General features: G+C 60.2%; 22 protein-coding genes and 1 pseudogene. 10 read left to right on the top strand and 13 right to left on the bottom strand.

The window, feature by feature from the left end:
* Positions 1-45: 45 nt before the first annotated feature.
* From BQ8482_RS15745 to BQ8482_RS15725, 6 genes are all read right to left on the bottom strand, one after another.
* Positions 46-969, bottom strand: a complete 924-nt coding sequence (locus BQ8482_RS15745) for an NAD(P)-dependent oxidoreductase (protein WP_123148449.1) — start codon at positions 967-969, stop codon at positions 46-48.
* Positions 966-2,177: a mandelate racemase/muconate lactonizing enzyme family protein gene (locus BQ8482_RS15740; protein WP_123148448.1), complete on the bottom strand. Its 1,212-nt coding sequence runs from the start codon at positions 2,175-2,177 to the stop codon at positions 966-968. The genes BQ8482_RS15745 and BQ8482_RS15740 overlap by 4 nt, the downstream gene beginning before the upstream one ends.
* Positions 2,174-3,790: a GMC family oxidoreductase gene (locus BQ8482_RS15735; RefSeq protein WP_123148447.1), complete on the bottom strand. Its 1,617-nt coding sequence runs from the start codon at positions 3,788-3,790 to the stop codon at positions 2,174-2,176. The genes BQ8482_RS15740 and BQ8482_RS15735 overlap by 4 nt, the downstream gene beginning before the upstream one ends.
* 729 nt (positions 3,791-4,519) lie before the next feature.
* Positions 4,520-4,783, bottom strand: coding sequence for a hypothetical protein (locus BQ8482_RS15730; protein ID WP_123148446.1), 264 nt, complete (start codon positions 4,781-4,783; stop codon positions 4,520-4,522).
* Positions 4,784-4,873: 90 nt separating this feature from the next.
* Positions 4,874-5,014: a hypothetical protein gene (locus tag BQ8482_RS38140; protein ID WP_165848579.1), complete on the bottom strand. Its 141-nt coding sequence runs from the start codon at positions 5,012-5,014 to the stop codon at positions 4,874-4,876.
* Positions 5,015-5,112: 98 nt separating this feature from the next.
* Positions 5,113-6,243, bottom strand: coding sequence for a sensor histidine kinase (locus tag BQ8482_RS15725; RefSeq protein ID WP_244602823.1), 1,131 nt, complete (start codon positions 6,241-6,243; stop codon positions 5,113-5,115).
* Between the two features lie 177 nt (positions 6,244-6,420).
* Between BQ8482_RS15725 and BQ8482_RS37725 the strand changes: the two genes are divergently transcribed.
* Positions 6,421-6,645 carry a hypothetical protein gene (locus BQ8482_RS37725; protein WP_133254777.1) on the top strand — a complete coding sequence of 75 codons (225 nt, stop codon included), beginning with the start codon at positions 6,421-6,423 and terminating at the stop codon, positions 6,643-6,645.
* A gap of 152 nt (positions 6,646-6,797) precedes the next feature.
* Here BQ8482_RS37725 and BQ8482_RS15720 read toward each other — a convergent pair whose 3' ends face one another.
* Positions 6,798-7,469 (bottom strand): DUF1236 domain-containing protein, encoded by a 672-nt coding sequence (locus BQ8482_RS15720; RefSeq protein WP_123148445.1) that lies wholly within the window; start codon positions 7,467-7,469, stop codon positions 6,798-6,800.
* Between the two features lie 168 nt (positions 7,470-7,637).
* Between BQ8482_RS15720 and BQ8482_RS37720 the strand changes: the two genes are divergently transcribed.
* The 7 genes and pseudogenes from BQ8482_RS37720 to BQ8482_RS15690 all read left to right on the top strand — a co-directional run bounded on the left by BQ8482_RS37720 (position 7,638) and on the right by BQ8482_RS15690 (position 10,552).
* Positions 7,638-7,853, top strand: coding sequence for a hypothetical protein (locus BQ8482_RS37720; protein ID WP_133254776.1), 216 nt, complete (start codon positions 7,638-7,640; stop codon positions 7,851-7,853).
* A gap of 309 nt (positions 7,854-8,162) precedes the next feature.
* Positions 8,163-8,426: a hypothetical protein gene (locus BQ8482_RS15715; protein ID WP_123148550.1), complete on the top strand. Its 264-nt coding sequence runs from the start codon at positions 8,163-8,165 to the stop codon at positions 8,424-8,426.
* A gap of 288 nt (positions 8,427-8,714) precedes the next feature.
* Positions 8,715-8,855: a hypothetical protein gene (locus BQ8482_RS40575; protein ID WP_208867712.1), complete on the top strand. Its 141-nt coding sequence runs from the start codon at positions 8,715-8,717 to the stop codon at positions 8,853-8,855.
* Positions 8,856-8,873: 18 nt separating this feature from the next.
* On the top strand, positions 8,874-9,116 hold the full coding sequence (locus BQ8482_RS15705) for a hypothetical protein (RefSeq protein ID WP_077380187.1): 243 nt from the start codon (positions 8,874-8,876) through the stop codon (positions 9,114-9,116).
* Positions 9,113-9,442, top strand: a complete 330-nt coding sequence (locus tag BQ8482_RS15700) for a hypothetical protein (protein WP_123148444.1) — start codon at positions 9,113-9,115, stop codon at positions 9,440-9,442. Before BQ8482_RS15705 ends, BQ8482_RS15700 begins: the two co-directional genes overlap by 4 nt.
* Positions 9,439-9,712 (top strand): annotated as a pseudogene (locus BQ8482_RS15695) (DUF1488 family protein). The gene BQ8482_RS15700 and the pseudogene BQ8482_RS15695 overlap by 4 nt, the downstream one beginning before the upstream one ends.
* A gap of 24 nt (positions 9,713-9,736) precedes the next feature.
* Positions 9,737-10,552 carry a transglutaminase-like domain-containing protein gene (locus BQ8482_RS15690; protein WP_123148442.1) on the top strand — a complete coding sequence of 272 codons (816 nt, stop codon included), beginning with the start codon at positions 9,737-9,739 and terminating at the stop codon, positions 10,550-10,552.
* Positions 10,553-11,115: 563 nt separating this feature from the next.
* On the opposite strand, the gene BQ8482_RS15685 is transcribed toward BQ8482_RS15690, so the two are convergent.
* Positions 11,116-11,325: a hypothetical protein gene (locus tag BQ8482_RS15685; protein ID WP_123148441.1), complete on the bottom strand. Its 210-nt coding sequence runs from the start codon at positions 11,323-11,325 to the stop codon at positions 11,116-11,118.
* On the opposite strand from BQ8482_RS15685, the gene BQ8482_RS15680 reads away from it, so the two are divergent.
* Positions 11,324-12,412 (top strand): AI-2E family transporter, encoded by a 1,089-nt coding sequence (locus BQ8482_RS15680; RefSeq protein ID WP_077380177.1) that lies wholly within the window; start codon positions 11,324-11,326, stop codon positions 12,410-12,412. The genes BQ8482_RS15685 and BQ8482_RS15680 overlap by 2 nt on opposite strands.
* Before the next feature lie 170 nt (positions 12,413-12,582).
* Here BQ8482_RS15680 and BQ8482_RS15675 read toward each other — a convergent pair whose 3' ends face one another.
* The 3 genes from BQ8482_RS15675 to BQ8482_RS15665 all read right to left on the bottom strand — a co-directional run bounded on the left by BQ8482_RS15675 (position 12,583) and on the right by BQ8482_RS15665 (position 15,190).
* Positions 12,583-12,948, bottom strand: coding sequence for a response regulator (locus BQ8482_RS15675; RefSeq protein WP_077380175.1), 366 nt, complete (start codon positions 12,946-12,948; stop codon positions 12,583-12,585).
* On the bottom strand, positions 12,941-13,996 hold the full coding sequence (locus tag BQ8482_RS15670) for an HWE histidine kinase domain-containing protein (protein WP_123148440.1): 1,056 nt from the start codon (positions 13,994-13,996) through the stop codon (positions 12,941-12,943). The genes BQ8482_RS15675 and BQ8482_RS15670 overlap by 8 nt, the downstream gene beginning before the upstream one ends.
* Before the next feature lie 861 nt (positions 13,997-14,857).
* The gene (locus tag BQ8482_RS15665; protein ID WP_077380171.1) at positions 14,858-15,190 is read right to left on the bottom strand and encodes a YciI family protein; all 333 of its coding nucleotides are present in this window, start codon (positions 15,188-15,190) and stop codon (positions 14,858-14,860) included.
* 480 nt (positions 15,191-15,670) lie between these two features.
* Between BQ8482_RS15665 and BQ8482_RS15660 the strand changes: the two genes are divergently transcribed.
* Complete coding sequence (locus BQ8482_RS15660; protein WP_123148439.1) at positions 15,671-16,066, top strand: acyl-CoA thioesterase; 396 nt, start codon at positions 15,671-15,673, stop codon at positions 16,064-16,066.
* Between the two features lie 20 nt (positions 16,067-16,086).
* Here BQ8482_RS15660 and BQ8482_RS38135 read toward each other — a convergent pair whose 3' ends face one another.
* Positions 16,087-16,356 carry a hypothetical protein gene (locus tag BQ8482_RS38135; protein ID WP_165848578.1) on the bottom strand — a complete coding sequence of 90 codons (270 nt, stop codon included), beginning with the start codon at positions 16,354-16,356 and terminating at the stop codon, positions 16,087-16,089.
* A 212-nt stretch (positions 16,357-16,568) separates the two neighbouring features.
* Positions 16,569-16,937: a winged helix-turn-helix transcriptional regulator gene (locus BQ8482_RS15650; RefSeq protein WP_165848577.1), complete on the bottom strand. Its 369-nt coding sequence runs from the start codon at positions 16,935-16,937 to the stop codon at positions 16,569-16,571.
* Positions 16,938-17,006: the final 69 nt, after the last annotated feature.

The raw sequence follows: 17,006 nt of genomic DNA, 5'->3' as shown, positions 1-17,006 counted from the left end.
GGCGATCCAGTCAATGTACTGAAATCGCGTGACAATTACCTGATGTCAGACGTCGACCTTGGCGGGGAAACCAGGCGCACGAAGGTCGGTCCCGACCGCATCTTCCAGAAGCTTGACGATCATGGTCGACCAGGCGCTGCCGCCATAGGTGTTCTTGCCTTGTTCGAATATGGCGTTGACGCGCGAGGCGAGCTCGAGCGGCACGCCGAATTTCTCGGCCATGCCCAGTGCGAAGCCCAGGTCCTTCAATGCGAGGTCCATGGTGAAACCGATGTCGTAGGAGCCGTTCAGCACCAGCTGACTCTCGGCCTCGTGGACGAAGCTGTTGCCGGACGAGGCTGATATGGCGTGGTAGGACTGGGCAAGATCCAGCCCGCCCTTCCTGGCCAGCATGAGCGCTTCGCCGGCAGCGACAAGATGGATGAAGGCCAGCATGTTGGTGATGACCTTGATCACCGCCGCCGAACCGATCGGCCCCATCAGGAAAGACCTTGCGCACATCGCGTCGATGGCCGGACGGTGGCGCTTATAGAGTGCCCGATCGCCGCCGACCAGTGCGGTGATCTTGCCGACCGCCGCCAGATGCACGCCGCCAGTAACTGGACATTCGAGCGTCTCGACGCCGCTTGCCGAAGCCAGGAATGCAAGGCGCACAATCTCGTCTTGGCCATTGGTCGACATCTCGATCCAGCTTCCGCCCTTGGGCAGGCCTTCGAGCAATCCGCCGGGACCGGCCAGGACCGCCTCGCTGACATCAGGCGACGGCAGGCATGTGATGGCGTTGCCGGCCAGGGCGGCTGCCTCGGCTGGGCTCCTTGCGGCGATCGCGCCGAGCGTCAACAGGCGCTCGACAGCCGCGGGATCGCGGTCGAAGACGGTGATGGTGAAACCATTGCGGATCAGGCTGGCGGCGAGGTGACCGCCGAGATGGCCAAGGCCGATGAAGGCGTAACGCTCGCGCGCGCTCACGGCATCAACGGCGTCTGCATCATCTGCAAATGCAGGTCCTTACCGGTCCAGGGATGCGCCTCGCAGACGGCCTCGTCGAGCTCGACGCCAAGGCCGGGTTCCTTCGACGGAATGACGTTGCCGTCCTGCCACTCGATCTTCTTCTTCAGCAGCTTTTCGTGAAAACCGTCCCACTGCTTCAGCGATTCCAGGATGAGGAAGTTGGGCAAGGTCACGGCAAGCTGGATGTTGGCCGCACCGACGACCGGCCCGCAATAGCAATGCGGTGCGACCTGGATGTGATAGGCCTCGGCCATGGCGGCGATCTTCTTGGTTTCGAGAATGCCGCCGGAGCGGCCGAGGTCCGGTTGCAAAATGGTCGCCGCGCGGTTCTCGATGATGCGGGCGAATTCGAACTTGGTCGTCAGCCGTTCGCCGGTGGCGATCGGGATAGATGTGCCGCGCGCCACCTGTGCCATCACTTCCGGCATGTCGGGCGGCACAGGTTCCTCGAACCACAGCGGGTCGTAAGGTTCGATGGCGCGGGCCATGCGCAGCGCGCCCGATGCGGTGAACTGGCCATGCGTGCCGAACAGGATGTCAGCCCTTGTGCCGACCGCCTCGCGGATCGCCTTGACCATGCGGGCGGAGAGATCGATGTCGACGAGACGCGGCTGGTGACCGTCAAAGGCGGTGTAGGGGCCGGCCGGATCGAGCTTGACGGCATTAAAACCCTGCTCGACATATTCGAGCGCGCATTCGGCCGCCATATCGGGATCGTTGTAGACGTTCCTGCCGCGCGCATCCTCCGAGTGGACGCTGCCGCTGTGCGGATAGAGGTAGGTATAGGAACGCAGCGTTTCGTGCACCTGCCCGCCGAGCAGCTTGTAGACCGGCTTGTCGGCCTCCTTGCCGATAATGTCCCAGCATGCCATTTCGAGCGCCGAGAAACAGCCCATGCCGGAAACGTCTGGGCGCTGGGTGAAGCCGGACGAATAGGCGCGGCGGAAGAAGTTCTCGATGTCGTGCGGATCGCGGCCGACGAGATAGCGCTCGGCCATGTCCTCGACCATTTTCGCGGTGACATGAGCCGAGAAGGTGGCGTTGTAGGCCTCGCCATAGCCGACCACGCCGCCGTCGGTGGTGAGCTTGACGAAGATGAAATACTTGCCGCCGATGCCGGGCGGCGGATTGCCGACAACCCAGGTTTTTACGTCGGTGATTTTCATTTTTGATCCTCCAGAACCATTTCGGCGCCCTTCCATCCGGTCATGATCGAGGCGGCGTTGGTGTTGCCGGTGATGTTATCGGGAAAGATCGAGGCATCGATGACCCGCAAGCCGGCCAGGCCGTGAACCCGCAGGCGCGGGTCGACGACGGCGGCGGTTGCGTCCGGTCCCATGCGGCAGGTCGAGACCGGGTGGTAGACGGTGCCCGAGCGCTTTCTGAAATCCTGAATGAGATCCGCGTCGCAGGTGATTGACGGGCCCGGCAACACCTCTTCCTCGATGATCTCGGCCATCGCCGGCATGGCGGCGATCTTCCGCGCGAACTTCACCGCCGCCAGCATCTCGGCGACGTCAGCCTCGGTCGAAAAGGCATTGGCGACGATCTTCGGATAATCGCGCGGATTGGCGGAGCGGATCATGATCCCGCCACGGCTCGATGGACGGCAGTTGGACAGGCCGATGGAAAAGCCCGGCCACGGATCTGGAGTCAGGATCGGGCGTTCTCCGCTCTTCGGGATGACGGTCGAGAACGCCTGGAAATAAAGCTGCATGTTGGGCCGTGAAAGAGCCGGGTCGGTGCGGAAAAAGCCGCCGGCATTGTTCATCGACAGCGACAGCGGGCCGGAGCGCAAGAGGACATATTGCATGCCGACCATTAGCTTGCCCCACCAGGGACGCAGAACCTGGTTGAGCGTCGGCAGCCTACCCCGATACGTGTAGTTGATGCCGACATGGTCCTGCAGGTTCGCCCCGACATTCTCATTGGCGTGGACGACGGGAATGCCGAGCGCGCCAAGAAGCGCCGACGGGCCGACCCCGGAAAGCTGAAGCAATTGAGGCGAGTTGATCGAGCCGCCCGACAGGATGACCTCGCGGCCGGCGCGGACAGTTTTCGTCTTACCGTTCTGCAGGTACTCGATGCCAACGGCGCGCTTGCCCTCGAACAGGATCCTGGTCGCCAGCGCATTGATCTCGACGCGGACATTGTTTCTCTTCATCGCCGGCCGCAGGAAGGCGCGGGCAGCCGACATGCGGCGGCCGTTTTTGGTGGTGATCTGATAGATGCCGGCGCCTTCCTGGGAGGCGCCGTTGAAATCCGGGTTGAACCGCAGGCCGGCCTGGTTGGCGGCCGCCAGATAGCGCTTGGTGAGCGGATGGACTGAGGTCGAGCAGTCGGTGATATGCAACGGGCCGCCAACGCCGCGCCACTGGTCGGCGCCGGCCTGATTGTCCTCGAGCGCCTTGAAGACGGGCAGCAGGTCATCGAAGCCCCAGCCGGGGTTGCCGGCCGCTGCCCAAGCGTCGAAATCCTCGCGCGCGCCGCGGATCCAGACCATGGCGTTGATCGAACTCGAGCCGCCGAGCAGCTTGCCGCGCGGCCAGTGGTCGACATTGCCGGCGAGCCCCGGGTCCGGCTCGGTCTTGTAGTTCCAGTTGACCGCCGGGTCGAAGAAGGTCTTGCCGTAGCCGAGCGGCATCTGGACGTAGAAACGCCGGTCGGTGCCGCCGGCTTCGATCACCAACACCGAGAAGCGGCCGGAAGCCGACAGTCTTTCAGCCAGAACCGAACCGGCCGAGCCGGAGCCGACGATGATAAAATCATAGGTCTGCATGGTGACGCGAGCGGCTCCGGAATTCTGGTTCTACCCTAGACTTGGGCGCGGCGCCGCGTCGCCGCGCCTTCCGGCATGGCTTGTGAAAAAAGCGACGGCGGGACTCAGTTGAATTTCAGCTTACGACCATTGCGGACGCTCGTTCGCCCCGGCCGAATTCACGCCCTTGACCCGATCCGGACCTTTATTCGCCGATTTCCTTCCCCGATAGCTGACGTTGGGTGCACCAACGTTCATGACCCCGAGCAGACGTTTGTGCGCCATGTCGAAGGTCAGCTTTGTTAGTTTACGACGTTGGAAGCAGGCGAGTCCGTTCTCCTGAGAAAACTACTCGCCATGCCTTGTGGTGTAATGATCGCGTCCGTTTCGTTGGCTAGTGCGGGTCGCTGGGGAGCGGCTGCGGTTATCTTGTCTCGGGATTCTAGCCAGTCCTGCGGGACGCAAACGGTTCATCCGGTGGTTCGAGAGACATCGAAAAGAGCGACGCCGAGCCTGCAGCGATCAAGGCCACGCAGATGATTGCGTATATCGTTCGTCTCATGCCCGCCTAACCCCATAATCCATCAAGCCACAATGCCTGGCCGCTGATTGTTTGAGAATGTGCCCTCCCATGACAGCGAGTTTGTTTCCGATTGTCATCGCAAAATCTTAGGCTCGGTGGCGTCGCCGCACCTCTGCACCGATCGCCCAAACAGCCTGGGACGGCGCTGCCACCAGATGGCATCCCGCTCATTCCATGGCAAGCACATCTCCGCTGACTAACAAGGTCGAAGGCTCGCCATACTCTCCGAGCGCCGGATTGGCTTCTCGCGACCAGGCGATGACGCCGGCATGCTTGGGTGCCAGCGCATTCGCTGTCCGGATTGCACGCTCCTCGCTCTCCTGCTCGGCTGGGCCGAATACAACCTGAAGCACGCCGTCGTCATCGGGGTCGAACGCCATGACGACGACCAGCTTGGGCATCTTCTGTTGTGAAAAGATGGCGTCCCACATGAGTTGTTTCCTGTGGGTCGCTCTAGCTTTCGAACGGGTGGGGCCGAGGTTTGGGCGAAATCAACTTCAGAGGGCAGGGTTGCCGGAAGTTCATCCGAAGAACACGACGAGGATAATAGCCAGAACCCATAACACCACACCGCCCTTGATCAGCAGGCCAATTACCGCGGTGCGGTCCGACGACGACAGATACTCTTTGATCGGAGCGCTCCAGGGGGCGGAACGGCCCACTGCGACTGCCTTGGCGGGTTTATTTGAAGTCCCTCTGGTGCCAAAGCACGGGGTACTTGTTTTCTCATTTAGTCGCCTTGACCGTTAAAACCAGCATATCAGCTCGCCAGTGGCATATGCGATGTGAACGTCGCTTGAGTAATCGCCACACTCATGCCGACCGCGGAGCTGGTGGTTTCGAGCTGGGCGTCCATCTGCTTTACCAGCGCTTGTACGATTGCGGTTCCCAGGCCGGCTTTCTTGCCATTGCTGTCACTGGCACTTTTCCCGACACCATTATCTGAAACGATCAATTTCCAATCCGGGCCAGCCGTTTCATAGGTGACGGGGATCAGTGCACCGCTTCGGTCAGCAGGAAACGCATATTTGATCGCATTGATCACAAGTTCGGTAACGATCAGGCCCAAGCTCACGGCTTTGTCAGATCCAACGGTTCCGGCGTCCGCCATCACCTTGATCGCGATCCGGCCTTCGCCAACCATCGACGAGATCAGACTGTCGCAAAGCTTGGACAGATAGGACGCCACGTCGATCTGGTCGATGCCTTCAAGCGCGTGGAGATGACGCTGAACCTCAGCTACCGACATGACGCGCTGATGCGCATCCCGCAGGTGCTGGCGGGTTTCTTCGGAAGTCACAGCCCGAGCCTTCAACAACAGAATACTGGCGATGATCTGAAGGCTGTTGGCGACGCGATGCTGCATTTCCTGGAGCAGAATATCCTTCTGGCGCAGCAACTCCTCGGTCTGGCTGAGGAGCTCTTCCTTTTCCCGCTCGATCGCCCGCCGGGCCGTAACATCGGTGAAGGCGAGAAGGATCGTCCGGGTGGAGCTGTCCTCGTAGACTACCTGGCGTGCATTCAGCAGCATCGTCCGATGCCCGACATCGGGAAAGTCATGCTGGACTTCGAAGTTATCCATTGCGGTCTGCTCGGGAATGATCGTCTCCAGCAGAACACGCAAATCGGGAATGTCCCACTGGGCATCGCCAAGCGAGTAAAGCAGACGACCGCGCGTTTGTTCGGGCTTGACGTTGAAGGTCGAATAGAATGAGCGGCTTGCGGCCAACACATGATAGCGGTCATCCAGCACGACAAACGGCTCGGGAATCGTATTGACGATCGCTTGCGCAAGCGTCTGCGCATGTTCAAGTTTTTTGAAAGTCGAGCATTTGAAGGGAGGACATCCGATCGGAGATCGTGGGCTATTAGAGCCGTTGCAATTCACCATAGGCCGCCGCCGAGCGGAATCGCTTCCGACCAAGCCACATGATCGTGCTCCGCATGGTGCGGCATTGCTATCGCCCTGACCTGTTGGCGCGTATGCTAAATCGGAATGCCCCCAGTGGGATTTGGGCGCGGGAGGACGCATGGTTGAGTTGGCGGTACGCATGATCGGGTTCGCGCGATGGTCGGCGCAGGCGGGCCAACAAATGTTGCTGACGGCCAGCATCTGGCGCTACGAGCCACATCTCTCGTTCGCGATCCGATGGAGAAAAAGCGTTTGCACCGACAACTGGCCGAGCTGCTTTCTTCAACCCATCAAATGGCCAACGGCGAGAACCGTTACTCCACTCGAAAACGGACTTTGAAGCTGCTCGATGAAATCGACCTTGCTTCGTGGGAAGACTGACCCTCGTGACCGACGGGTGGACGCCGCGATCACCAACTTGTGCCGTACGCCGAGATGCCCTGAGCTAAATCACCTCGAAAGGTCCTTTCGGCGGCTCCAACAAAAAACCGCTGGGCAAGTGGCCCAACGGTCTGTTGCCTGGAACTTAGTCTTTAGCGTAGGACGTAGACGATCTTGCGGGAAGCCGGCTCAACCAGAACCGGCTGTCCATTTACATAGACATAGCGGTATTCGTAGTCGGGAATCTCGCGAAGTTCCACCGTTTCTGGAAGTCCAGCACCGACCACGACTTCACCTTCGAGATAGATCGGGTCGACCTTGTTGGAAGTGACGTAGGTGCGCACTTCAGCCGGGGGTTCTGCCGCAGCCCCGGCAGTTCCGCCGACGGCTACCCCGGCAACGCCGCCAATCGCAGCACCGATGGGGCCGCCGATAATCGCTCCGGCGACCGCACCGGTTGTGCCCCCGACAACCGCACCCGTGGCACCGCCGTCACCTGATGGCGGAGTAATCACCTTGACGGAATCGGCCGGACGTTCGGTCAGAACAACCTGCTGTCCGCCGAAATCGCCAACCAGATAGTCGGAATAGACCCAGCCTTCACCACCGCCATGCGAGACGACGCACCATTTACTGCCCTCAACGCATCCGTTGAGCATGGCGGACGCGCCGGCGCCGACTACGCCAACGACCGGATGCTGCGGACCCGGTCCGGCGCGAACATTAAGGTCGGTCGTTGCGGTGACCACCGTTTGAGCAAAGGCTGCACCTGACAGTGCGAACAGGAGGCCGGTAGCGGCCGAAACAAAAAGTTTCGTTCTCACATGCCCGAAAGCAGTTGTTGGCGGACCGCCTTTTTAATGGAACTTCATGCTATATTTGTGAAATTGCGGATTGAGCAAGGGTGCTGGACGCTATGGACGCATCACCCGCATATGCCAGCGGCAGGATTTGCGGTATCATTCGGGACAGCCCAATGGAGGCATGAGAAAATGTCTCGCAACGAAGAAGCCTATCCGCGAGAGTGTGTTGAAGCGGAACAACTGGTTCGTTCAGCAATCATGAGAATTATCAACGAAATGCCCGATGCAGGTGAGCGCGAGCGTCGGATGGAATTTCTAGCAGCGACCCGGAATGACCCGGAACTTAGGAATGCATGTGTATACGTCGCGTTCCTCTCCGCGTGGGAAGACATCACCACCCCCTAACCGTGGAGGATGCAGCGAAGCTAGCAGTTTGAATAATACGCGCCCGTGCCTTGTTTGAAGCTCAATCAAGGAGCATATATAAAGCTCGTTGATTTTGGCCGATTGGCTTTCGCGGTGTCAGAGACCAGACCCGCCATACACCCCGAATCTCGACAGCGAATGCATTAGCGCCGATCCGGCGCGAATCGCTTTGTTCGATCTGGATTGGACCTGGCGCTGACCACGGATGTACTGGCAGCATGGGGGTCGTCCGCTCGAACGGGAATGATGCAGGAGACGCCTCTGCGGGCTCCTGCGGGGACCTGCACCATGGCCAGCCGCACCACGCAAACTGTCGTCCACTTTTCATCGGCGTTCCGGCTGCCGGGCTTTGACGCTCCCCAACCAGCGGGAGACTACCGCGTCGACCACGACGAGGAACTCATAGAAGGCACCTCCCGACTTGCCTGGCGACGTGTCGGCGCTTTCATCCACCTGCCGGCCATCGCCATCCAGGCTTCGACGCAACAGATGGTGCCGATCAACCCAGCGGACCTCGAGGCCGCCCTCGCAAAGGACCTTGAACAGTCATGACCGTCCTATCCCGCGGGCAACGCAGCCGCGCAACCCCGCACGACGCTGCAAAGCATCTTTTTTCTATTGGGCAGTCCGTCCGGCTGAAGGGCGGGTTCGGAACGTCGCCCAAGTTTGGGGAGATCTATCGGATTACCGGCACGCTGCCTGCGAGGGATAATTTGTTTCAATACCGTGTTCGCCATGACGACGAGCGTCATGAGCGGGTTACGACACAAGACTGTCTGGAGCCAGTAGGCCCGGAGCGGCCTGATGAGGGCACAACACTCATGGAAAGGACGTTCGGCAATGGCCAACGGACAGAAACGCAGCAGTCGCGAGATCAGAAAGCCGAAGCAGGTGAAAGCACCGCCAAAACCTGAAGGCGCATTCGGCGCGCAGATCAAGCTCGCCGAGGCCAACGCCCCACGCGGCAAGGGCAGGAGCTGACAGCAGGACGCTCATGCAATGAAGATCGTGATCGAATTCTACCGCACCCGGAACGCGGACGACGCTCATGCCATCGTCGGCCGCGAAACAAAGGAAGCGGTGAATACCGGTGACGCGATCGAGGTTGCGAGGCAGCTTTCGCAAACCCTCGACATGCCGCAGCGACCGGACGCCATGACGATCACCGACGCGAACGGAGCAACGCTCTTTTCGGGCGTCATCGATGCGGACGCGGCCAATGAAGAAAGGCGACAACCATGAACCGTCAAGACAACGAAACCGGGCTGCGACGGAATACTGCGGCGATCGCTATCTGGGAAAATGAGGGCGGCGCACCGGGCCCTGATCTCACGGAGCAGCTTTACGGTCGCCGCGTCGAAGCCGATAGGTCCTGGACGGTCTATCATGTCTTCACGGGCGTTGCGGCGCGTGTCGGCAATGATGACTTGATTGGCCTAAACAGGTCACAGGCCACAAGTAGCATGATGTCTCTCAATCGTCGCACCGCCGAACGCCGTAAACAGCGCATCAGCCTACTGGCACTTGCCCAAGATGCGTCGGGTGCAACGGTGGCGTGCCAATCATGACACTGTCCTTTCCGAACCCGAGCCGCAGCTTCGATGATGAGCATAACGCTGTCCGCTTCATCGGCCATGACGGCATGTCCCAAGTGCGATTCCTGGTAGAGACCGGTGCGCTAGAGAAATCGGGCGCGGAGTTGCGCGGGACAGCGCCGTCGGAGGCGAAGTGCCTCGCGGCATTCGATTCAATGCGCACGTCGATCTACGACGCAGCGCGAAAAGCCTATTCTCACCGCCGTCGCGAATCCTATACTGACGGCCGCCGATTTCGGGTAGTCGGATAAGGAGCGAGTATCCTCCATGCTGATCCGCCATGGTTATGAAATCACGCTGACCTGCCAACAGCCGACTGCATTGGTATGTCTGCTGTCAGTCCACGAGGACCGCGCGGCCGACATTCGCGTTCCCGAAACGCTGTTCACCACTCCTGATGTTCCCATAGCGACCTATCGGGATCTCTTCGGCAACCGATGCCGGCGGCTTGTCGCGCCGGCGGGCGATCTGACGATTTGGAGCGATGCCACGATCGAAGATGACGGGCAACCGGACAGGGCAGTTCCTGGCGCGCGGGAACTCGCGGTGCCGGAATTGCCGGACGATTGCCTCGTCTACCTCATGGGCAGCCGCTATTGCGAAACCGACCTGCTCAGCCAGATTGCGTGGGATAAATTCGGCGGTATCGCACCCGGTTGGGATCGGGCGCAGGCGATCTGCGACTTCGTCCATGGCCACATCCGCTTCGACTACATGCAGGCCCGGTCGACACGAACCGCCTTTGAGGCATTCAACGAGCGGGTGGGCGTCTGTCGCGACTTCGCGCATCTCGCACTCACCTTGTGCCGCTGCCTCAACATTCCCGCACGCTACGTCAATGGCCATCTCGGCGACATCGGCGTTCCGGTCGTCGATCCGATGGATTTCAGCGCATGGATCGAGGTCTTTCTGGACGGTGCATGGCACACGTTCGATCCGCGCAACAACACCCCGCGGATCGGCAGGATAGTAGTCGCCCGCGGCCGTGATGCGGCCGACATACCGCTCATCAATTCCTTCGGCCCGCATGTCCTGAAGGCGTTTCGAGTGTGGACCTATGAGGTGGTTCCCGATCCGCAATAGGCCTAAGGCGTCGGGGATAAAGCCTGGGGATGGGCCCCAAGTGGGAATTCCGTGGTTCGCCGACGACGCGTTACCCAAACTGCTGTCGGCCAGGAAGCAGACCGCTACTGGCGTTATCGAGGCGACGCCCGCTTCAGCTTCTCGGCATGACTGCACGATCGTCAAAGGACTGGGTCGGGTGGAAGCCGCTGTTCATTTCGCCCCTCGGAACGAGCAAGGCGCGCCATATCCAGACGTTACATCCCGCCGCATTTTAACCGGCATCCTCGTGACAGAAGCGGACCTTCCTCGCTAGGCAGCTATCTCGACAGCCAGTCCGACTGCCTTGCACTCCGGCATCCCGTCTTCAAGTCGTCTCGCGCTGAATACACGACAGCGCCGTGCGACCAAGTCGAGCTCAGATATGCGTATGTCGAAGTCGCCAAGTGAAACGTTGAGCGCGCCGGGTACATAGGCCAAGAACAAACTCGTCCGGCGACTGACGTCGATGGCGAGTCACGAGGTCCTCGCCTATATGCCCGGTAAGTTCCTCGCGGATAACAGGCTCCATGTCATCGCGACGATCAGTAGCCGCGTACAATGCGGTCCGCCTCGGCGAAATGGCGCTCGGCAACGCTGTGGTCTTCCCTCGACTGTGTGCGAAGCGGCATACCCTTGAACACCTTGTCGGCAGCTTCGTTGTTGCCTAGTTGTGAGCCACGGGCCAAGTGAACTGGAACCGCCATGACCATGCGCGGGCAGAGACCCAGGCCGCCTCGAGGCTGATTGGTCATGATACCCCTCGGCAAGCCAATTGAGCAGATCCTTGGGATCGGAGCCCTCCTGCTGTTGTCGATTGGTTGCGCCATCGTGCTCTGGCCCTTCCTGTCGGCCCTGTTGTGGGCGGCGGTCATATGCTACTCCACATGGCCCATCTACACGTGGTTCGAGCGGACCCTGGGCGGCCACAGAGGGCTGGCCGCCGCCCTGATGACATTGTCGGTTGCCCTTGTTCTGGTCGCACCGTTCGCCATCATGGTGGCGACACTGGCGGACAGTATAAGCAGCCTGATCACAGCGGCGACCCGCGTCCTCGATCAAGGCCCGCCGGCGCCACCGCATTGGGTTGCAGGGCTCCCGGTGGTTGGCGAGAGCCTCGCTGCCTATTGGGAAAGGTTGGCCCACAACGCGCCCGCCTTCATGATTGAGCTCAAGAAGCTGATCGGCCCCGCCACCGACATCGCCGTCGCCAGCGGGGCTGTGCTCGGCGTCGGCCTTCTCGAACTCGGTCTAAGTGTATTCATCGCGTACTTCTTCTACCGCCACGGCCGGCAGATGGCAGCGTACGTGCGCGGGAGCGCCGAACGAATCGCCGGGCCCCGCGCTCGGCGCCTGCTCACGGTCGTGGGCGTGACCGTGCAGGGCGTTGTTTACGGCTTGATCGGCACGGCACTCGTCCAAGCGCTGTTGGCCGGCATTGGTTTCTGGATCGCCGGTGTGCCTCAGGCGCTATTGCTCGGCTTCCTTACATTTGTCCTGTCGTTCGTACCGGCGGGCCCCCCGCTTGTGTGGGGCTCGGTGGCGCTGTGGCTATTTGCCCAGGGAGCCGTTTGGTGGGGCATCTTCGTCGCGGCTTGGGGCTTGCTCCTCGTCAGCAGCATTGACAATGTCCTCAGGCCCTATCTCCTCACTAAGTCCAACAGCCTGCCCGTGGTACTCGGGCTCTTCGGTTTCCTCGGCGGCATTCTCGCCTTCGGCTTCATCGGCGTGTTCCTAGGCCCAACGCTCCTGGCGGTCGGCTACAGCCTCTTCCTCGAGTGGCACGCGGCCGAGGTCAAGGACCGCAGGCATTCCAAGTCGGAGCCGCCGGATGCCGCTTGAGTGATATGGGTCCGAGCCCAGTTCCAGCTCCTGTGGAAAATCGGGAACTGCTCTGTGTCGAACTATGTGCGGCCCGCCTCCAAGCCATGGCCTGCGGGCGGGGACGGCTGAGTCCGGCCAATCACGCGTCCTTGGGTCGATATTGATCAATGGAGGATGGGGCTATTCGATCAGCGAGAAAGTAGGCGCGTAAGTATCTCGACCAGTTCCTTATCCGTGAACGGCTTCTTCAGAACGGGTTGGTCGCGGTAGCCATCCCTCACATCGTGACCGCTGTAGCCCGTGGAAAAGACGAACGGCACGCCACGGGCGCCGAGCACTTCGGCCACCGCATAGCTGTTGTTGCCATTCAGGTTCATATCCAGCATGGCGATATCGAAGATTTGACTGTCAATCGCCGCGAGGGCCTGATTGACATTCGCGGCTGCTGTCACCGACTCGCATCCGAGGTCGGCCAGCATGTCTTCGATCATGATGAGGACCAGCATTTCATCTTCGACAACGAGGACGCGGCGACCGGAAAGCAATTTATTCATCACGACCACTTTTCGGGACAGGAAAGCTGATCGTGCAGACGACGCCGCCTGCCGGGTAGTCGAGATCAACCGCGCCCTCGAGTTCATGAGCCAGACCGCGCTCGATCACTCGCGAGCCGAAGCCTTTCCGGGACGGTGGCACCACAGGCGGGCCGTCCTTCTCCTGCCAGCGCAGGATTAGCCGACTGCCCTCCGGCGACGGCTCAATCGTCCATGAGATCAGGACCGACCCGGCCTTGTTGGAAAACGCGCCGTACTTCACGGCGTTGGTCGCGAGTTCGTGGAAGGCGATGCCGAGAGCAAGTGCAACCTTCGGCGAGACGCGGATATTGCTGCCCGTAATGACAAAGTGCTCCGATCGCCCATTTGCAACCCCGAACGGCTCCAGGGCTGCCTTGATCAGATCGAGCAGCCCGGCACCTTCCCAATTCTCGCGGGTCAACAGGTCGTGCGAGCGGGAGAGGGCGAAGAGGCGGGACTCAATGGATTCCTTGATTGCTTCCGGATCAGAGGTATTTCGCAACGCCTGCCAGACGATCGACTGCACCGCGGCAAGGGTGTTTTTCACGCGATGGTTCAGCTCGTCGATGAGCATCCTGGACCGGGCTTGTTCCTGCTTATGATCGGTAAGATCGACGAAGGAGGCGAAATGCTGCACGACGTTACCGCTTTCATCCCGAACTGGACTGATGAGGAGTGCCGACCAGAACTCGCTGCCATCCTTGCGACGGTAGCAGATTTCCGAACCGCCGGTGGTATTGCCGGCAAATGCGGTTTCGATGCGCGCCAGCGCATCGGAATCAGTGCCCCGCGCCATCAGGAAGTTGAAGCTCTGGGCGAGCACCTCTTCCCGGCTGTATCCGGTTAACTCGAGAAAAGCGTCATTGACAAAAATTATCGGATTGGCGGGTTCCTTCGCGTCCGTGAACACCATCGCCATTCGTGTCGTTTCAGCGGCGACGACAAACGGGCCGAGATCCTGCCGAAAGCTTTCGACGTCAGCTTCGGCGACTTTTTGGCTTTCGGATTTGATTATTGGTTCAGGCATGCCTCAGCTTTGTCCGGTTGGCGGCAGGCCGCAGCCAGTAAGCGACATTTATAAGCCGCTCAATATTCTTCCGCCAGTGGACAAGAAGCTATGCCTTCCCGTGAGTGGGTATCCAGCCGAATGATCTCGGTATTGAGGCGTTGCTCAGTACCAGCGACCGCGGCCGAACCAGCCGCCGCCGGCTAGCAGGATAAGGACGATAAGTATAATGAGAAGCGTGGTGGTATCCATGTGAGTCTCCTGGGAGTGCTCTTAGACATCTCGCCGCTCTTTTTTACTATACGGTGAGTTGCCGGGTCATCGCACTCCAGCCTCAAACAACGTTCCGCACGCTTTCTTGTTCCATTGGAACGAATGCACATCCACAGTCGAGTCAGTTGTGAGGATTTTCAGATGCCGGCGGGTCAATGACGGCTGCCAGCGCTGCTGCAGCCGACGAAGTTCTACGTCCGCTTACACACCCATTAGGGCCCTTCTCGGTACCAACGGCGAAGGTCTGGAACGGGTCGATAGTGTTGAAAAAGGCCGCAACCAAGCTATTCTGCCTAATATGTTAGAATATTTTTCCGCCAAACTGCAAATAATGAATCGTGGTTCCCGAGAAGTCTGCTCTGAGAACTGTATTTCTGCACTCGGCGCTTGTTGCCGAGTGCGTAGGATTTTTTCAACACTATCGGTCAGAACTTGCCCAAGAGCTGGCCTTTGAAAAATTCTGCAAAGGGTCGATCGTTCGCGTTCGCCAACGACCCGAAGGGTGGGGAACTGCCGCCCGCAAAACGCCTTGCGAAGGACCGGCGTGTGGACGAAGCAGTCGTTGACGGTATGGCGGCTAGAGCCTTTGCTGTCGTTGCGGTGCGTCCTCTACGACGGTTGCTCTAGCGGCCAGACCTCGACGACACCGTGTGCAACTGCGCAGGGAGTCCGTGACACCATATCTATGGCCTCAGCCAAATCGGCGGCTTCGATTATGGCAAAGCCAGCCACCGGCAACGACGACGTCATAAACGGACCATTTGCTGTTTCAACTTGAGCAGCGTCGGGGTTGCGGATTTGCACGGGGGCGCCCGCGATCCCCATCAAGACGCCGTTTTTCTGCAGCTGCGCGTCGTGTGCGTGAGCTGCATCTCGAACGGCCACTGGGGTGCGGTCGTACCCCTCGCGGTCTCCATATCCGATCGTCACAAATTTTGGCACCGGGTCGCTCCCTTCAGACTATTGCCGCCATACGGAGCTTACCAGCAAGCCATGTACCCTCGTCGTAAATGGAGCGTACCCAAGATGGTTCCTCTCGCAGGCCTTCACCAGGCCGTAAGAACGGCTCTCCACTCTGCCGCTTGTGACGGCGCGGCCGGGTAGGTAAAGCGCGGAAATCCGTACCTTGGACGTGCCAATCCGCCTGTAAGGTCCGCATCGGGCTCAATCGAGCCGATCATCGCCCGGATGCCAATGACAGCAATGGGTCGACTCAAGCCATAGAGCGAACGACCGCTTTTGAGAAGCGACGGGAATGACGGCTTCTGGCGCTACCTGCTCGTTCCGATCGATGAGACGAAGGGCAATATTCCACCCCATAGCCGAATTTCAAACTGCGACATTACCGGCTGGCGGCGCGTTGACGCATCATCGCCATCCCGATACGGGATCGGGACAATCGATCTCGAAGGGATTTGGCGCATGGTGCATTATGCGGATGGACGGCCGATTGGCGATCTGACGCTCAGGACGCTGGCCATGCCTTCGGACGCCAATGCAGCGGGCGACATTTTTGGCGGCTGGGTGATGGCACAGATGGACCTTGCCTGCGGCATCCGCGCCGCCGAGCGCGCCAAGGGCCGCGTGGTGACGGCGGCGGTGAAGGAAATGTCGTTCGCCAAGGCGATGAAGATCGGCGACACGCTGTGCATCTATACGCATGTCGAGCGCGTCGGCCGCACCTCGATGACGCTCAAGGTCGAGGCATGGGCACAGCGCTACCTCTCCGACCTGATGGAAAAGGTCACCCACGCCGACTTCGTCATGGTGGCGCTGGACAGCGAAGGCAAGCCGAAGGCCGTTCCGGCGGAAAGCTGACCGGCTGGATGCAGTCAGCTTTAAAGTCGAACGGCAACGCCGCTGCCAGCCTCTCGCAATGAGACGTGAACAGCGATGCTATGATCCTTTTCATATTCGCGTTCGCACATTTTCGTGACCATGTCCGGCAGGACATGGGGAAAACACAATGCGTCAACGATTGCTGAACGGCGCAGGCATGCGCGCTTGCCGCCTTGTTCTGCCTGATGGCCGCGACCGCCAAAACCGAGGTCAAACGAGACGAGGCCGAAGCCAGTTGCGCCGCCGAAAACCACACCCTCAAGCGGCAAGTGACGAGGTGCGAAATCTGCGTTGCGACGACGTAAGAAACCGGCGCGATGAGCGTGAGCAATTGCGGCGAAGGGGCGGCCTGCGCCATCGACGGCAAGGTGGCAATCGGGCCCGAAATCTAACCGGACCGAAAGCCGTCTGCGGGCCGGCAGCAGATGCAGCCGTAGAACTACACTACGCGCCGTGCGCAAACCCTTGCAGCGCAAGAGTTTCAGGCATGAAGCCCATCGAACCTCGCCCGCGCGGCCTTGACGCGCTCGGTGTTCTTGCGCGCCCATTCGCCGAGCGCACCGACCGGCACAAGAAGCTCGTAACCAAGGTCGGTCAGTTCGTAGTCGACGCGCGGCGGAATGGTCGGGAACACGGTGCGGGTGACGAAGCCGTCGCGCTCAAGCCCGCGCAATGTGGTGGTCAGCATCTTCTGCGAAATGCCGCCGACGGCGCTGCGCAATTCGTTGAAGCGCAGCGGCCCGTCACCGAGCTTGCCGACGACGAGCACGGTCCATTTGTCGCCGACGCGCTGCAGGATTTCCGAGATGGCGCGGCAGTCCTCGGTGCGGTGCGGGTGCCTTGGTAACAAAAAGGTGCCTCCTTGCGCCTCGTGGGTGCAGTCACTCATATAGCTCAGGTATCTAAACGATACCAGAAA

Origin of the sequence: Mesorhizobium delmotii (assembly GCF_900149755.1) — a bacterium.
Lineage (GTDB): Bacteria > Pseudomonadota > Alphaproteobacteria > Rhizobiales > Rhizobiaceae > Mesorhizobium > Mesorhizobium delmotii.
Note: the sequence above shows the minus strand (reverse complement) of the source record. Positions and strands in the feature narration are given on the sequence as shown.

Excerpts from the sequence above, each read along its gene's own strand:
- BQ8482_RS15740 (WP_123148448.1), bottom strand. The coding sequence starts at position 2,177 with ATGAAAATCACCGACGTAAAAACCTGGGTTGTCGGCAATCCGCCGCCC.
- BQ8482_RS15735 (WP_123148447.1), bottom strand. The coding sequence starts at position 3,790 with ATGCAGACCTATGATTTTATCATCGTCGGCTCCGGCTCGGCCGGTTCG.
- BQ8482_RS15730 (WP_123148446.1), bottom strand. The coding sequence starts at position 4,783 with ATGTGGGACGCCATCTTTTCACAACAGAAGATGCCCAAGCTGGTCGTC.
- BQ8482_RS15725 (WP_244602823.1), bottom strand. The coding sequence starts at position 6,243 with ATGGTGAATTGCAACGGCTCTAATAGCCCACGATCTCCGATCGGATGT.
- BQ8482_RS37725 (WP_133254777.1), top strand. The coding sequence starts at position 6,421 with ATGGTCGGCGCAGGCGGGCCAACAAATGTTGCTGACGGCCAGCATCTG.
- BQ8482_RS37720 (WP_133254776.1), top strand. The coding sequence starts at position 7,638 with ATGTCTCGCAACGAAGAAGCCTATCCGCGAGAGTGTGTTGAAGCGGAA.
- BQ8482_RS15715 (WP_123148550.1), top strand. The coding sequence starts at position 8,163 with ATGGCCAGCCGCACCACGCAAACTGTCGTCCACTTTTCATCGGCGTTC.
- BQ8482_RS40575 (WP_208867712.1), top strand. The coding sequence starts at position 8,715 with ATGGCCAACGGACAGAAACGCAGCAGTCGCGAGATCAGAAAGCCGAAG.
- BQ8482_RS15705 (WP_077380187.1), top strand. The coding sequence starts at position 8,874 with ATGAAGATCGTGATCGAATTCTACCGCACCCGGAACGCGGACGACGCT.
- BQ8482_RS15700 (WP_123148444.1), top strand. The coding sequence starts at position 9,113 with ATGAACCGTCAAGACAACGAAACCGGGCTGCGACGGAATACTGCGGCG.
- BQ8482_RS15690 (WP_123148442.1), top strand. The coding sequence starts at position 9,737 with ATGCTGATCCGCCATGGTTATGAAATCACGCTGACCTGCCAACAGCCG.
- BQ8482_RS15680 (WP_077380177.1), top strand. The coding sequence starts at position 11,324 with ATGATACCCCTCGGCAAGCCAATTGAGCAGATCCTTGGGATCGGAGCC.
- BQ8482_RS15685 (WP_123148441.1), bottom strand. The coding sequence starts at position 11,325 with ATGACCAATCAGCCTCGAGGCGGCCTGGGTCTCTGCCCGCGCATGGTC.
- BQ8482_RS15675 (WP_077380175.1), bottom strand. The coding sequence starts at position 12,948 with ATGAATAAATTGCTTTCCGGTCGCCGCGTCCTCGTTGTCGAAGATGAA.
- BQ8482_RS15670 (WP_123148440.1), bottom strand. The coding sequence starts at position 13,996 with ATGCCTGAACCAATAATCAAATCCGAAAGCCAAAAAGTCGCCGAAGCT.
- BQ8482_RS15660 (WP_123148439.1), top strand. The coding sequence starts at position 15,671 with ATGGTGCATTATGCGGATGGACGGCCGATTGGCGATCTGACGCTCAGG.